Raw genomic sequence first — 15,235 nt, 5'->3', positions numbered from 1 at the left:
GGTTACGCACCCGCCGCAATCAGTAATTCAGCGATCTCGTGATAGCCTTTTTCCTGTGCCAACTCTAATGGTTTTTTACCATATTTATCCGTCATATGCGGATTGGCACCGTGCTCTAACAGCATTTTTACGATTTGTTGCTGTTTTACACCACCATCATTCAGCACAATCGCTTCTAGCAATGGAGTCCAGCCGACAAAGTTGGTGTGGTTAACATTAATGTCCGTGTTTTCCAGTAATTCACGCACAATTTCCACATGCCCTTTTTCACTCGCTGGCGTGATCCCAACACCACCAAAACGGGTTAATAAATCTAAATTAGGATTAGCCGGTAATACTAAACGTAATAATGTTAAATCATTATTTAGGCAACTTAATAAAAATGGATTAAAACAGGTTTGGTCTTGTTTATTAATATCAGCACCCGCATGAATAAGAAAATCAACGCACTCATAGTGCTGATTTAAACTCGCATTGACAATAGCAGTGCGACCTTGGCGATTGGTACTATTAATATCAACACCTTTTTCAAGGCAATTTTTTAAAATAGCTAATTGGCCTTGTTCTGCGGCTTTAAGAAAGTCTTGAACGAGTGTGTTTTCTGTCATAATGCTCTCCACATTTAGCTATTTAAATTTTCTAATAGCCAAATTAAACATGAATTAAAGATTATTTAGCATGGTTAGAGCATAGCAATTGCTATTAATAAATAGAATCCATTTAAATTTAATTCATCAATCTGCCACCTTATTATTGATTTAAATTCAACAATCAAACATTTTTGTGCGTGAAAGCATCCTTCACTGACCTTTATTGATGTTTTTTTGTCTATTTTCTATGCAATTTGACCAAATTATTTTGTTAATCTGTTTGCCAATTTATTCTTTCTTCAATTTTGTGACAGCCATCAAATCAAAGGTTTTTAAATTGTTAACATTGTGATTTTTTTGTTTATAAAGCCAATATCCTCTAATGGCTGTTTTTTCATTTAATTCAATAATATTAATTAGTTTGAATGTAAGCATGCATTTCATTAGTTGCTTTTTATGGTGACATAAATTAAATACTATTTATTGTACAGAATAGATAAATATCCCCGCAGAGGGCTATCAAAAACAATCAATAAAAAGCCTATTTTTTAAGCTATTGAATTGTATTCATAGAAAACGTTATTTAGGCTAATTTTCACGCACTTTGGGACACAACACATGAACTCTATTTTTACCGAAGAAAATTTATTGACCTATACCACCGCGGCTAAATTTGCCAGTTTCAGTAAAGCGGCCGAAGAACTTGGCATTACGACATCCGCGGTGAGTTACACGATAAAACGTATCGAAACCTATTTAGATGTCGCACTGTTTATCCGCGATACCCGTAATATTGAATTGACCGAAGCGGGATACTATTTTTATCGCAAAGCCACCGACCTTCTGAATAATTTTCATCTCATCAAAAAAAGTATCGATTCTATTGAACAAGGGATTGAAGCCCGTGTTCGCATCTGTATCAATCAGTTGATCTACACTCCTTACCATACGGCGAAATTGCTGCAAATCTTGAAAAAGCAATTTGGTACCTGCCAGATCACTGTGACCACGGAAGTGTATAACGGTGTTTGGGATGCCATTATCAATAACCATGCGGATATTGCGATTGGGGCGCCGGGTACACTCATGGATGGCGGCGGGATTGATTACACTGAAATTGGTGCCATACACTGGCAGTTTGCCATAGCGTCTAGTCACCCTTTAGCCTTAATGCCAGAGCCAATTGCCGAAAGCCAACTGCGCCTCTACCCAAATATTATGGTGGAAGATACCGCGCATACCATCAATAAACGCGTTGGATGGTTACTGCACGGGCAAGAGGCGATTCAAGTGCCCGATTTCAACACAAAATGCCAGTGCCAAATCTTAGGTGAAGGGATCGGGTTTTTACCCGACTATATGGTCAAAGAACATGTGAAAACCGGTGTCTTAGTCACTAAGCAAATACAAAACCCAAGGCAGGATTCTCACATGCTATTAGCCACTCAACACTCTGCGACAGGGCTAGTCACCCAATGGATCAGGAAAGAATTTATGGCAAATGGGGTCTTAACGGAACTTTACAGTGATTTGTTCAAGCCCATCGCCAATTAACGTGGTTCTAATTGATGAGCTAACTGCGCCGCCAATACTGAAACCATCTCCGATGATTCTTTGTAGAAATGCATCGCCAGTTCCATCTCTTGGGCAGGAGGAAACCCCTCTTCTGCTGTCAAGATTCGATGCTGGGGTAATTTAGCGCGTACAGGTAACAGGCTAACGCCTAATCCGTCAGTAATCGCACTTTGGATACCTGCTAGACTGGTGCAAGTGTAAGTAATGTGCCAAGGGCGTTGCTCATTATCTAACAACCTAAACATATCATTCCGGTACAGCCCATTTTCTGGAAAAACAATCAGAGGAACAGAATCCGTGGGAAGAACATGTTGCTGGCGACTCGCTAGCCAGCAAAGAGGCTCTGACCAATGATAATCACTATGAAACTCCCCTTTTCGTTGTTTCACAATGATCAAATCCAATTCACCATGTTGATAGTGTTGCTGTAGTTGGCGACTCAGTCCACTAGTCACCTCTAATCGGACATTAGGATGTGCTTGCATAAATGCCGCCAATGTCGGTGTCACTAATCCCGACGCCAAATCTTCAGGAAAACCTAATCGCAGAGTTTGAATAATCGCATTCCCAGTTATTTCCATAAAAAACGTATCGTTAAGTGCCAGAATATTTTTCGCATATCCCAGCAACACTTCCCCTGTTTCTGTCAGGGTTAACATCCGGTGCCCCCTGACAAACAACGGTTGCCCAACAAGACTTTCCAATCGCTGAACTTGCTGGCTCAACGTCGATTGCGTTGAATTTAATTGCTGTGAAGCCACCGTAAAATTTCCTGTTTCTGCAACGGTAACGAATGTTTTCAATAACACAAAGTTAAGCAACGAATTCATTTTTTTAATACCTGAGATTTAATTATTTAATTTTTAAATATCACAATTTTTGATTAGATTGAAGGGAACAACGCATTTGATGGACATTACTGAAATGACACCATGTCAACTCATCAGTAATCTTATTAGAATACTCGATAAATCAGGAGCACAAGTCATGCTCGATAAACAATTTTTACAACATGCAATCACCCTCGCCTCTGACAATGTCGCCGCAGGTGGACGCCCATTTGGTGCAGTAGTCGTCAAAGATGGGCAAATTATTGCCACTGGCGTGAACCAAATGTTGGAACGACACGACCCGACTGCACACGCTGAATTACTCGCATTACGCCAAGCGGGAGAGGCGTTAAATAGCATTAGACTCGATGATTGCACCGTCTATGCTAGCGGTCAGCCTTGCCCGATGTGCCTTGCTGCGATCCGGATGTCTGGCATTAAACGTGTCGTTTATGCCTATTCGAACCAAGATGCTGAACCTTTTGGATTGTCGACAGAGGCGATAGCTGAAGCATTAAGAGTTTCTCCTGACCAACAAAGTGGTTTGCAATTTATCCAATTAAAACCAAAGGATGAGACGCAATCCATGCTATATCAAACTTGGTGGCAACGGTATCACGTGTAAACATGAAAAAACCACTGTCTACCTCTTTTGGCTTGATTCTGACGATTGCCCTTGTCGGTATCAATTTACGCCCCTTTATGACAGGGCCTGGGCCAGTCATCGATAATATCATTCAGACCACCGGAATGAGCTACCAGAGCGTTTCGCTGTTAACGCTGATCCCCATGTTACTCATGGGTTTTGGGGCTTTGGTTGTCCCCGCATTAAATCAAAAATTAGGCGATAAATTGGGTATTAGCCTCGCGATGTTACTGCTGCTGATGGGCTCTTTCTGCCGATTATTTGTTTCTGATGCGAACGCACTGTTAATGACCGCATTTTTGTGTGGAATGGGAGCAGCTTATATTCAAGCGGTTTTCCCCGGCTTGATAAAGTTTTCGTTTCCGCAAAAAATGGCCGCCATGACGGGGTTATATTCAGCCACGCTCATGGTCGGTGGCGCGCTGGGAGCGCAATTAACACCGCTAATTACCCACATTTCAGGGAATTGGCAAAGTGGGCTCGCATGGCTTGCATTGCCAGCACTGATCGCTCTGATTGCCATCATCATAAATATTCGTTCTTCAGACACGAAAAATACACCAGCTCAGCTGAGTGTATTGACCTATCTTAAGCAGCCAAGAGCGTGGCTATTAATGGCGGGATTTGGTTTAGTGAATGCGGGTTACGCAACTGCCGTGACATGGCTGGCGCCTTTCTTTCAACAACAAGGTTTCAGTGCTACAGAAAGCGGTTCTCTGGTGGCGGTTTTAACCATTTTCCAAGCGGCTGCGGCATTGATGATCCCGATATTAGCGTCCCATAATATTGACCGCCGTTTTTGGCTCACTGTGACGCTGGTAAGCCAAGCCTTGGGATTTGCTGGGTTAATCCTATTTCCTAATACGCTACCGTTGCTGTGGGTGGGTCTGTTGGGCTGTGGCTTGGGTGGCTGCTTCGCCTTAACCATTATTACCTCTTTAGATCATATCCCCCACCCTGCTAGCGCGGGGATCCTGACGGCCTTAATGCAAGCAGGCGGCTTTATCATCGCCGCTTTTGGACCTTTAGTTGCGGCAGCATTACAGCAATTTAGCCACAGTTTTACCCCTGTTTGGTTGCTGCATTGTGTCCTGGTTATGATGACTTTACTGCTATTTTTGCGTTTAAATCCTAAAGGATATCACCAGATTTTTAGCGTGAAATAAGCTTAATAACCAAGGAGATGGCCTCATTGCCATCTCCTTCACTTTATGCGGAGGTTTCTTCTTGCGCCAATGCCGATTTTGGTAACCCAAAAATTTTGTCAAATGCCCAGTTAAAGAAAAAGGTATAAACCGGGATAAAGATAATCAGGGCAAAATCTAAAATAAGCGCCTGCCAGAGCGATATTGATAGCCACCATGCAATCAGTGGGATCAAAAATACCACCAGCGTTAGCTGGAATAACACCGCATGGGCGAAACGACGTCTAAACGTTCTAATTCTTGATTTCTGCTTTGATTCCCAATATTCAAATACCACATTGAAAATAAAATTCCATGTCACCGCTATCGTGGTGATCACCAGCGCTAAAGGCCCCGTGGTTCCCGCGGAATTCCCCGAAAGAAAAGCCAGTGCCAACGATGAAATCATCCAGCCAATGACTTCGTAGCTCGTAATAAAAACCACTTTACGTTTAATACCTTGCATTTTTTATCTCATATTCTGTTTGCCGAAGGCTGGTAAATTAAATCAACATTAATGATAATAAAAGTCAGCTACTATCAACAAAACTGAAAGGTCTAAGATGCCATTTAATAGTGAAAACCTGATGATTTTCTTAACTGTGCTCGATAAAGGCTCTTTTTCCGCAGCGGCTAGATCGCTGCATAAAGTCCCTTCGGCGGTTAGCATGGCGATTGCCAACCTTGAAGCAGAGCTTGGTTTTTCACTATTTGAGCGCCATACGCGAGAACCCAAACCCACAGAACAAGCGCTTTCCCTCGCCCCTTATGCCCGAAATATTGTGGATAACTTGCGTCAGTTGAATGTTTTCTCACGGGAACTTACTCAAGGCGTGGAAAGCACGCTCACGATCGGTGTGGCCGAAGGAGTTAATCCCAATGTGTTAGTTGATGCCTTGCATACATTGAGCCAACGTTACCCGTTGATGCATGTGGAGCTGATCACTGCGCCTCAAGACGATATTTTGCCGTTACTGCACAGCGAACGTCTTCAGCTAGCTATTGCCTTTGGTGGGTTATATGTCAATGCTCAGGAACAATTCGAATGTATTGGTTATGAATCATTAACGGCGACCATCAGCGCCGATTACCCCTCAAATAAACCGAATAATACGCTATATATCGAAGATCTCGTTCAGACACGCCAAATTATTGTCGCGAGCCCTCACCATCCTATCAGTGATTTTCGCTCTATCGTTTCTAGCCATTATTGGCGCACAGATAGTTTTACGATGGCGTTAGAATTGGTTAAAAAAGGGATGGGTTGGGGAAATTTACCCGCTTCATTAATCAAAACTGACTTAGAGGCAGGTTTACTCAAGCGTTTAGAATTTAAAAACACCCCGAATGGCTTAGTGCTTCCTGTCCATGTCGTTTGCTTAAAAGGCCAAGTACTCAAACGTGGCGCTCAAGAGTGTATAGAGCTTTTAAAAACGAACATGTACTAATCATTTTGAGTCATTTCAGGAGTGGTTCAATCCCCCCTCCAAAAGTCGGATAAATCTCTATTTACATCATAAATATAGATCCCATTCGTGATACGACACTTTTGTTGGTGAATTATGTTTGTTGATCAATTGTGAAAATCACTTGATATTGCCAATGCTTTTAAAGATAATAATTATCAATATCATTCCTATTGACAACAAAGTTTCTGTGGTGAACAACATGACCAAGCCACTTTCTGACATTATTGAAGAAACCACAAAATCAACCTCATTAACTGATTTTGCTGCTAAAAATGGGCTTATTGAAAGCCAAAAATTATTAGGTGCATCAGGCAAAATTTCCATTGAGCACCGAGGTGAAATTTATCAATTGCGCCAAACTCGCACAGGTAAATTAATTCTGACCAAATAGTTTTTCGTCTTCACAACGCAGTTTGTTTCAAAAATACAATTAGCTTTAAAAACACAATCTATCTCGCAAGCCACCTAAGTCGTCATACTAGGCAGCCAGCTTAACTCTATACATCAGGACACAGTTTCTTATGGTGTTTATTACGGGCTTTGCTGCTGTAAATCTGGATAACCTCAAGGCGAACTTTCGAACCCTATCATCGCTTGTTGGGTTCAAATACCCCTTTTCCTCTATTCCGTTGAAAGCGTCTTTGTCTCAACACCCTATAAACACGCCATAACGCTCTGATGATAAATCTGTTTTTAACGGTGCATCGCACTCATCAAAGAGTTAACAATTTTTAGGGAGTATCACCTGTATGTCTCAAGTATTACGCTTATCTGTGCTGGCGAGTGCCTTGCTGCCTCTAATGGCAACCGCACAGACTGAAAAATCTCCAACTAACAATAACCATTTAACTAACAGTCACCACGATGTGATGACGGTTTATGCCACGGGTAATGAGCGAGATAGCTTTAATACGCCGATGATGGTTACCGTCATTAAAAATGATTCACCAGAAACCAAAACAGCCAACAATGCTAACGATATTTTGCGGAAAGTGCCGGGTATTGCACTAACGGGAACTAGCCGCACTAATGGTCAAGATATCAGTATGCGTGGGTTTGACCGTCGTGGAATTTTGACGCTAGTCGATGGCGTTCGCCAAGGTACAGATACCGGGCACATTAACGGCACATTTCTTGACCCTGCGCTTATCAAACAAGTAGAAATTATTCGTGGTCCGTCCGCGATTTTATACGGCAGCGGCGCTATGGGGGGCGTGATTGCTTGGGAAACCGTGAATGCGAAAGATTTACTGCGTGAAGGTCAAAACCAAGGTTTCCGTGTCTTTACTCAAGGCGCAACAGGGGATCACAGTTTTGGCTTTGGTGGCTCCGCCTTTGGTAAAACCGATGACTTTGACGGTCTATTCAGCTTTGTGACGAAAGAAAGCGGTGATGTTCGTCTTGGCGGCGGCGAAAAAATGGATAACAAAGAAACCATTGCCAATATGCTCGGTAAAGGAACATGGCAGCTGGATGATGCACAAACTCTGTCTGGGCAGATTCGTTATTACAATAACGATGCTTACGAACCAAAAAATCCGCAACAACTCAGCGCCAGTAATGATAATAAAAAGGTGAATCGCACAACTCGCCAACGTGATCTTCAAGCGACTTATCAGATTAACCCAAATGATAACCCATGGCTTAACTTAAAAGTCACCCCTTACTATTCTGACGTGAATATTACCTCTAAAGGTAAGGAATCCAACTATGAAGGACGTAGCCAAAAAACCTACGGACTCAAACTGGATAATCGTTCCAATGTCTACGATTTACCATTAGCTGCGCATAACTTCACGTACGGTACCGAAGCTTATCGCCAAAAACAGACACCTTATGCCACAACCACGCAATTCCCTGATGCAGAAATCACATTTGCCTCCGGTTTTATTCAAGATGAAATCACTTTAAAAGACTTGCCTGTTTCCTTTATTTTGGGGACGCGTTATGACAACTACAAATCCACCGCCAAGGGCAATAAAGATGTCAACGCAGATCAATGGTCATCAAAAGCAGCGGTGAGCATCACGCCAACCGACTGGTCAATGCTGTTTGCATCATACTCTGAAGCTTTCCGTGCACCAACGATGATGGAGATGTACAACGATTCGCTTCACTTCAAAGGCGGTCCCATTTCCAACTATTGGCGTCCAAATCCAAACCTAAAACCTGAATCCACACGTACTGCAGAATATGGTTTTGGCTTACGTTTTGATGACCTACTCATGGCTCGCGATAACCTGCGCTTCAAAGCCAGCTATTTTGATACGAAAGCCAAAGATTACATTAATACTTACGTCCATCCAGACCGTGTTAATTGGAACAATAACTACACCACATCCATCAATACCAAGCGTGCCAAAATTTGGGGAACGGATGTGTCATTGGATTACACCACCGACTACTTTGCGTGGGGGCTCGCTTATAACCACACTGTCGGCGTCAATGAGTATACTGGCAAAGCCATTGAATCCATTAAACCAGACTCGCTTACCAGTAACCTCTCCGTTCCTATTGCGGACAGCGGTTTCTCTGTGGGCTGGTTAGGTGAATTCACGACTCATACCGATTTCGATAAAACATCCAAATTGAAGCAACAACCGGGCTATGCCGTTCATGATTTCTATCTAAATTATCAAGGAGATGGAAGCCTTCAAGGGTTAGGTACCAGTGTTGTTTTAGGAAATGCTTTTGACAAAGAGTATTACTCCTCTCAGGGGATTCCCCAAGATGGTCGTAATGCTAAGCTGCTCGTCAGCTTCCAATGGTAATTCACACTACATAAAGGAGAAACCTGTGAATTCAGCACTTTTCGAACGTTATCAACAAGCCAAAGCAGATAATAAAGCTAAGTATGCGAGAGATCTCGCCGCTTATCTGAATGTTTCTGAAGGGGAATTATTACATAGCCGTGTTGGGCGCGATAAAGCTAAACGCTTGAGCATTGATGCGCCAACGTTATTAACTGCTTTGGAAGCTGTCGGTCCAGTCAAGGCGATTACCCGTAATGAGTATGTGGTTCATGAGCAAGTCGGTCGCTATGAAAATGCCAAATTTAGCCCTCATGGCGGCTTAATTCTCAATCCACGCGCACTGGATTTGCGTATGTTTTTCTCTCATTGGGACAGCATTTTTGTGCTCACTGAAGAGGCTAAACGAGGTGAACGTCATAGTATCCAATTCTTTGATAAACATGGCGATGCACTGCACAAAGTGTATACCACTGATGAAACTGATATGGATGCATGGAATGCGCTTATCGAAAAATACACCACTACCGAAAACCCACTGTTAGCGGTTGAAAAAGTGCAGCCACATCACGCACAACCAATCAGCGATGAGCTAAAACAACAGCTTGACCAAGAGTGGCGCAATATGACGGATGTTCATCAATTTTTCATTTTATTGAAGAAAAATAACTTAAGCCGTCAACAAGTGTTCCGTGCGGTCAGTGATGATTTAGCTTGGCAGGTGCCAAATGATTCATTCAATCAACTGGTTAATACTGCTTTCGCTGATCAAAACGAAATTATGATTTTCGTAGGTAACCGTGGATGTGTGCAGATTTTCACAGGCAAAATCAAACGGTTGATGCCACATCAAACTGAAGGTTCTGACATCAAATGGCTGAACATTTTCAACCCTGATTTCACCCTGCATATGATTGAAAATGGCGTTGCAGAATGTTGGGTCACTCGTAAACCAACGGAAGATGGATTCGTTACCAGCCTTGAAGTGTTTGATGACCAAGGCAACCAAATCGCACAAATGTACGGACAGCGCACTGAAGGGACGCCAGAGCAAGAACACTGGCGCCAGCAAGTCATGTCCCTGCCAAGAATCTAACACAGGTATTTGACGATGAAACAATGGCTTCTAATGGTAATCACACTGGCAACTTCGTTGGTTGCCCATGGCGCTGACCGCTTAGTGACACTCGGCGGTGATGTAACTGAAATTGTCTATGCACTCGGCGCACAAGATAGTCTGGTTGGGCGCGACAGCAGTAGTTTACATCCCGAGCAAGCAACCAAACTGCCCGATGTCGGCTATATGCGAATGCTCAATGCAGAGGGAGTTCTCTCTTTGCGTCCGACATTAGTGCTCGCCAGTGAGCTTTCCCGACCTTCAATCGCATTAACCCAAATTGAAAAAAGCGGCGTTAAAGTGATTAAAGTCACAGGAGAGCCGAAATTAGAAGCCATTCCTGAGAAAATCACCACTATCGCACAGGCAATGGGATTACCCGAAAAAGGGAAAATATTAGTCGAACAATTTAATGCCGAGCTACTTGCCGTTCCAACCAGCCCTTTGAATAAAAAAGTGGTTTTCTTAATGAGCCATGGCGGAATACAACCGATGGCAGCTGGGCAAAAAACAGCAGCCGATAGCATGATCAAAGCCGTTGGTGCACAAAATGCCATGCATAATTTCACCAGTTACCGACCGCTTTCCCAAGAAGGTTTGATTTACAGCCAACCCGACCTCGTTGTCGTGTCTGAACAAGGTGTGAAATCACTCGGTGGTATTGATAAGGTTTGGGAATTACCGGGGTTAGCACTCACTCCGGCAGGAAAAAATCGCACGCTTTTAGTCGTGGATGATACTGGTATGCTGAGCTTCAGCTTAAGTACGCCCAAGGTTATGCAGCAGTTAAGAGAGGCGTTAGAAAAAAGCGAATGAGTCGTTTTAAGCACCCTTTATTTAAAATTTTGATGTTATTGGTGCTACTGGGGGCAGTCACTGTGGCTGCCTCTACCGCTGGCGCAATTAACTTACCTTTAAAAGCGCTTTGGTTTGCGCCATCAACCGATCCTGACTGGCAAATTTGGCTCACCATTCGTCTACCAAGAGTGTTACTCGCCATTTTAGTAGGGCTGGCTTTAGCGGTTTCCGGTGCGATGATGCAAGGGCTATTTCGCAACCCTCTCGCCGACCCTAGTTTATTAGGGATCAGTAGCGGAGCTGCATTGTGTGTGGCCGCATTCATCATTTTACCGTTCTCCTTACCCACATTAATGCTCAACTACGGTCATCTTGGTGCAGCATTCGTTGGCAGTTTAGCGGTTTCGCTGATCATTTTTAGTCTCAATCGTATGTCTAATGGTAATTTGGCACGGCTGCTATTAGCAGGAATTGCCATCAATGCCCTGTGTATGTCGCTAATTGGGGTACTAAGTTATATGAGTAATGACCAACAATTACGCACATTTAGTTTGTGGATGATGGGGTCATTAGGCAATGTGAATTGGACATCGTTAGCAATTGCCGCCAGCGTGATTATCCCTACGTGCTTACTTTGCTTATGGCAAGGCAATACGCTAAATATTCTGCAATTAGGGGATGAAGACGCCCACTATTTAGGGATAAATGTTGAGCGTAGTAAGTTTATTTTATTATTCCTAAGCGCTTTATTAATTGGCTGCGCCGTTGCCATGAGTGGTGTGATTGGCTTTATCGGGCTCGTTGTCCCTCACTTAATCCGTATGACATTAGGGCCAGATCATCGTTGGCTTATTCCTGGCTCTGCCATAGTGGGTGCTTGCTTACTCTTAGCAGCTGATACCCTTGCTCGCACTTTAGCCGTTCCCGCAGAAATCCCCGTGGGCTTATTAACGGGTTTGATTGGCGGCCCTTACTTTTTATGGCTCATACTACGTCAACCTGCTGGAAGGATCTAACGGATGCCCAATTTACTCGATGCTAAAAATCTCAGTTATCGTATTAATAATCGAACATTAATCGATGATATCAGTTTGTCTATACAGCAAAATCAAATGGTGGTGATCATTGGTCCGAATGGTGCCGGCAAATCCAGTTTATTGAAATTGCTCACAGGCTACACCTCCCCCACTAAAGGTGAGTGCCAGCTAGAAGGTCGCCCACTGCCAGAATGGGAGCCTCAAAATCTGGCTAAAAAACGCGCTGTAATGAAACAACATAGTCATTTACAGTTTGCGTTCAGTGTTGAGGATGTTGTAGCAATGGGAAGGACACCTTACGGTTCTGAACATAAGCAGCACGCCATTGATATTGCTATGGAGCAAACCCATTGCATCCCACTACGCCATCACGATTATCGCCAATTATCCGGTGGTGAACAGCAGCGTGTTCAGCTTGCTCGAGTGTTAGCTCAGTTATGGCAACCAGAGCCAACACCAGCCTGTTTATTCCTTGATGAGCCCACTTCAGCCCTTGATTTATATCACCAGCAACACAGTTTACGACTTTTGCATCAGCTTACCCGTGAAAGACCGCTAGGCGTTTGTTGTGTACTGCATGATTTGAACCTCACCGCGCTCTATGCCGATAAAGTGTATCTTATTCATCAAGGGAAATTAGTTGTGGCTGGAACGCCACAAGAAGTGTTAACTACCGAGAATTTGACTCGATGGTATCAAGCTGATTTAGGGGTGCAGCCGCATCCTGAAACGGCAACCCCCCATGTGTATTTACGCCATTAATAAATAGCCGCGGCTTTCATCATGCTATATTTCATAATGAGGGCCGCGACTTAACATCATAATAAATTAAAGTATTTATTGGGCTTAGGTGGCAGTGGTAACTGCTTAGCATCAATCATATCGAGAGCATTACGTTCAAGCCCCGTACATAACGCATTCAGTGGCAAGCTGTTGTCCAGTACATCAAATGGGTCTTCCAACTGTTCCGCTAATGCATCCCACGCCAAGAACGTATAGGAAACAAACACGGAAACCAAAGGCGTCATATAATGTAAATCCCCCACCAGTGCAAACGGTAATAATGTACAAAATAAATAGACCGTACGTTGCAGGATCAGCGTATAAGCGAAGGGGATCGGCGTATTCGAAATACGTTCACAGCCGCCTAAGACTTCAGATAACCCGTTCACATCTTTATTGATGGACTGAAACAGAACATCACTGATCAGATTGTTATCTCGCAATGCCCCTACACTCAAACCAATATGCATAAGAATTCGGCTGGTGGGAAAAGGGCTTTTAATAACATCTAAAAAAACATCTCGCGGCAATAAACGATACAAATCGATATTTGGGTTAGTGCGTCTAAGTTCGTGATTTAAGCTCCAACTAAACGCAATCAACAAATTAGCAAATGTGCGATGCGCTTGAGGATCATTCGGTAATAATCCTTTTATGTTTCTTAAAATATTACGTTGATTGGTTAAGATTGAGCCCCAAAGCGTTCTTGCTTCAACTAAACGGCTGTAGCAGGCGTTATTACGGAACCCCAAAAAGATAGCTATTGCTATCCCTAATAAGCTAAATGGGGCTATTGTCAGATGTATTCCTAATTGCTCGTACCATTGATAGATTAAAATAGCGACAATGGACATCATAATATTAAGCGACAATCTAAAGGTGATTTTAGACAACACGGAACCGTGCCAGTCGAACAACCTAAAGAACCAGTGTTGATGCGGGCGAATGACCATAAATTAATAATAATTGAAAGGATAGTTATGTGTGATGATTATCACATAAATTATTTCGGCAATCCATATCTTGATGAGCGCATCGATTTACTCATCTTAAGCTAAATAGTTTAATAATAAACTATTTTATTTTTCATCTATTCTATCATCTATTTATTATTTTCCGTTTTTTAAGATTTCAGGTATTGACTCAAGTTTATTTATAATTAACTTTACCTAGCCAATACTTGAATTTGAAATACTTATTTAATTTAAAATTAATTAATCAGTAAATTAAACAATTGATATACAGCATGCGAATATAATCAATTGATTAATTTTCACCTATATTTTGATTAAATATCAGTTAGCTAGCATTGTATTAAGTCAAATTCTTAAGGAACTCTTAATATTGGCGACAATATTACCGTTATCATTTAATCATCATTTAAAAAATGATTAATATAATTCCAATTATAAAAAATTAATAAAACTTTAATTTATTAAGAATGGTTGTTTGTTTATGAAAAAAACAGAATATTTTCTAAAAAAATTCCGTGCGCTAATCATGAGTGACAAAAGTTATCTCACGAATAAATTTATTAAAAAATTAGGGTATTACCCTAACTTTAATGCACCGAAAAGCTTTAATGAAAAAGTGAATTTCCGTATGATCCATGACCGAAATCCACTGCATAGTCAATTCGCCGATAAACTCGCGGTCCGCGACTATGTTACACAGACTATCGGGCAGGAACATATCGTCCCTATTCTCGCGACTTATCAACATGTGGATGAAATCGATATCACAAAGTTGCCCCAACGCTTTGTTTTGAAATGCACCCACGACAGCGGCAGCAGTATTATTTGTACCGATAAATCCCGGTTTGATTTGCAAAAAGCCAAAGACAAATTGTCATTCCATTTACTCAAAAATCTCTATTACATTACTCGTGAGCGCCACTATAAAAATATTCCCGCACATATTATTTGCGAGGAATATATCGATTTATTTGAGCAGAAAAAAAGAAAGCTCGTCCCCGAAACCTGCCGCATTCACTGCTTCTCGGGTAAACCAGTCTACGCAGAAATCGATTATACCGACGAAGATGGCACTGAGTTTATCAATCTTTATGATACGGACTGGCAATTGCAGCCTGTGAGTTTTGGTTATCCTCAAATGCTAGAACCGGTCAGTGAGCCAACCCAATTTAGAGAGATGCTAAGACTGGCTGAAATTTTGGTGACACCATTTGATTATTGCCGAGCTGACTTTTTAATGGCTGAAAACAAACTCTATTTTAGTGAGCTCACCTTTGCACCCAATGCAGGACGTACCGTGATCAGCCCACTCTCTTGGGACTTTAAACTTGGGGAGCTATGGGAGCAGAAAATTACGACGCCAAACATGCTTCATTCACGCCAACCTGGGCTTGCTTTCGCCAATCTTAATAAGAAAAAATAGCCATAAAAAAACGCGCTACTCATTCAAGATAGCGCGTTTTTTATTTTCATTGCCCATAG

15 protein-coding genes are annotated in these 15,235 nt (G+C 42.3%); 11 read left to right on the top strand and 4 right to left on the bottom strand.

The window, feature by feature from the left end:
- Nucleotides 1-2 precede the first annotated feature (2 nt).
- Nucleotides 3-608 carry an ankyrin repeat domain-containing protein gene (locus tag GKR48_RS06010; protein ID WP_154627397.1) on the bottom strand — a complete coding sequence of 202 codons (606 nt, stop codon included), beginning with the start codon at nt 606-608 and terminating at the stop codon, nt 3-5.
- A gap of 600 nt (nt 609-1,208) precedes the next feature.
- On the opposite strand from GKR48_RS06010, the gene GKR48_RS06005 reads away from it, so the two are divergent.
- Nucleotides 1,209-2,144: a LysR substrate-binding domain-containing protein gene (locus GKR48_RS06005; RefSeq protein ID WP_154627396.1), complete on the top strand. Its 936-nt coding sequence runs from the start codon at nt 1,209-1,211 to the stop codon at nt 2,142-2,144.
- Here the strand turns inward: GKR48_RS06005 and GKR48_RS06000 are convergent.
- Nucleotides 2,141-2,995 carry a LysR substrate-binding domain-containing protein gene (locus GKR48_RS06000; RefSeq protein WP_154627395.1) on the bottom strand — a complete coding sequence of 285 codons (855 nt, stop codon included), beginning with the start codon at nt 2,993-2,995 and terminating at the stop codon, nt 2,141-2,143. The two genes, GKR48_RS06005 and GKR48_RS06000, sit on opposite strands and share 4 nt — an antisense overlap.
- 157 nt (nt 2,996-3,152) lie before the next feature.
- Here GKR48_RS06000 and GKR48_RS05995 point away from each other — a divergent pair, with 157 nt between their 5' ends.
- Complete coding sequence (locus GKR48_RS05995) at nt 3,153-3,620, top strand: nucleoside deaminase (RefSeq protein ID WP_154627394.1); 468 nt, start codon at nt 3,153-3,155, stop codon at nt 3,618-3,620.
- A gap of 2 nt (nt 3,621-3,622) precedes the next feature.
- Nucleotides 3,623-4,807: a cyanate transporter gene (locus tag GKR48_RS05990; protein ID WP_154627393.1), complete on the top strand. Its 1,185-nt coding sequence runs from the start codon at nt 3,623-3,625 to the stop codon at nt 4,805-4,807.
- A gap of 43 nt (nt 4,808-4,850) precedes the next feature.
- On the opposite strand, the gene GKR48_RS05985 is transcribed toward GKR48_RS05990, so the two are convergent.
- The gene (locus GKR48_RS05985) at nt 4,851-5,291 is read right to left on the bottom strand and encodes a PACE efflux transporter (RefSeq protein WP_154627392.1); all 441 of its coding nucleotides are present in this window, start codon (nt 5,289-5,291) and stop codon (nt 4,851-4,853) included.
- A gap of 97 nt (nt 5,292-5,388) precedes the next feature.
- Here GKR48_RS05985 and GKR48_RS05980 point away from each other — a divergent pair, with 97 nt between their 5' ends.
- From GKR48_RS05980 to GKR48_RS05950, 7 genes are all read left to right on the top strand, one after another.
- On the top strand, nt 5,389-6,273 hold the full coding sequence (locus tag GKR48_RS05980; protein ID WP_154627391.1) for a LysR family transcriptional regulator: 885 nt from the start codon (nt 5,389-5,391) through the stop codon (nt 6,271-6,273).
- A gap of 220 nt (nt 6,274-6,493) precedes the next feature.
- The gene (gene hemP / locus GKR48_RS05975; RefSeq protein WP_154602583.1) at nt 6,494-6,685 is read left to right on the top strand and encodes a hemin uptake protein HemP; all 192 of its coding nucleotides are present in this window, start codon (nt 6,494-6,496) and stop codon (nt 6,683-6,685) included.
- 358 nt (nt 6,686-7,043) lie between these two features.
- Nucleotides 7,044-9,065 (top strand): TonB-dependent hemoglobin/transferrin/lactoferrin family receptor, encoded by a 2,022-nt coding sequence (locus GKR48_RS05970; RefSeq protein WP_154627389.1) that lies wholly within the window; start codon nt 7,044-7,046, stop codon nt 9,063-9,065.
- 25 nt (nt 9,066-9,090) lie between these two features.
- Complete coding sequence (locus GKR48_RS05965) at nt 9,091-10,140, top strand: hemin-degrading factor (RefSeq protein ID WP_336431125.1); 1,050 nt, start codon at nt 9,091-9,093, stop codon at nt 10,138-10,140.
- A gap of 15 nt (nt 10,141-10,155) precedes the next feature.
- Entirely contained in the window at nt 10,156-10,977 is an 822-nt protein-coding gene (locus GKR48_RS05960) for a heme/hemin ABC transporter substrate-binding protein (RefSeq protein WP_154627388.1), read from the top strand.
- Nucleotides 10,974-11,975, top strand: coding sequence for a FecCD family ABC transporter permease (locus tag GKR48_RS05955; RefSeq protein ID WP_154627387.1), 1,002 nt, complete (start codon nt 10,974-10,976; stop codon nt 11,973-11,975). Before GKR48_RS05960 ends, GKR48_RS05955 begins: the two co-directional genes overlap by 4 nt.
- A 3-nt stretch (nt 11,976-11,978) precedes the next feature.
- Nucleotides 11,979-12,758, top strand: coding sequence for a heme ABC transporter ATP-binding protein (locus GKR48_RS05950; RefSeq protein WP_154627386.1), 780 nt, complete (start codon nt 11,979-11,981; stop codon nt 12,756-12,758).
- Nucleotides 12,759-12,814: 56 nt separating this feature from the next.
- On the opposite strand, the gene GKR48_RS05945 is transcribed toward GKR48_RS05950, so the two are convergent.
- Nucleotides 12,815-13,732 carry a bestrophin family protein gene (locus GKR48_RS05945; protein ID WP_154627385.1) on the bottom strand — a complete coding sequence of 306 codons (918 nt, stop codon included), beginning with the start codon at nt 13,730-13,732 and terminating at the stop codon, nt 12,815-12,817.
- A 502-nt stretch (nt 13,733-14,234) separates the two neighbouring features.
- Here GKR48_RS05945 and GKR48_RS05940 point away from each other — a divergent pair.
- Nucleotides 14,235-15,176, top strand: coding sequence for an ATP-grasp fold amidoligase family protein (locus tag GKR48_RS05940; protein WP_154627384.1), 942 nt, complete (start codon nt 14,235-14,237; stop codon nt 15,174-15,176).
- The last annotated feature ends 59 nt before the right edge of the window (nt 15,177-15,235 follow it).

It is taken from the genome of Providencia sp. wls1943 (assembly GCF_009706275.1).
In the GTDB taxonomy this organism is placed as follows: domain Bacteria; phylum Pseudomonadota; class Gammaproteobacteria; order Enterobacterales; family Enterobacteriaceae; genus Providencia; species Providencia zhijiangensis.
The sequence above is the reverse complement of the archived record's forward strand: the minus strand, read 5'-3'. Positions and strand labels throughout refer to the sequence as shown.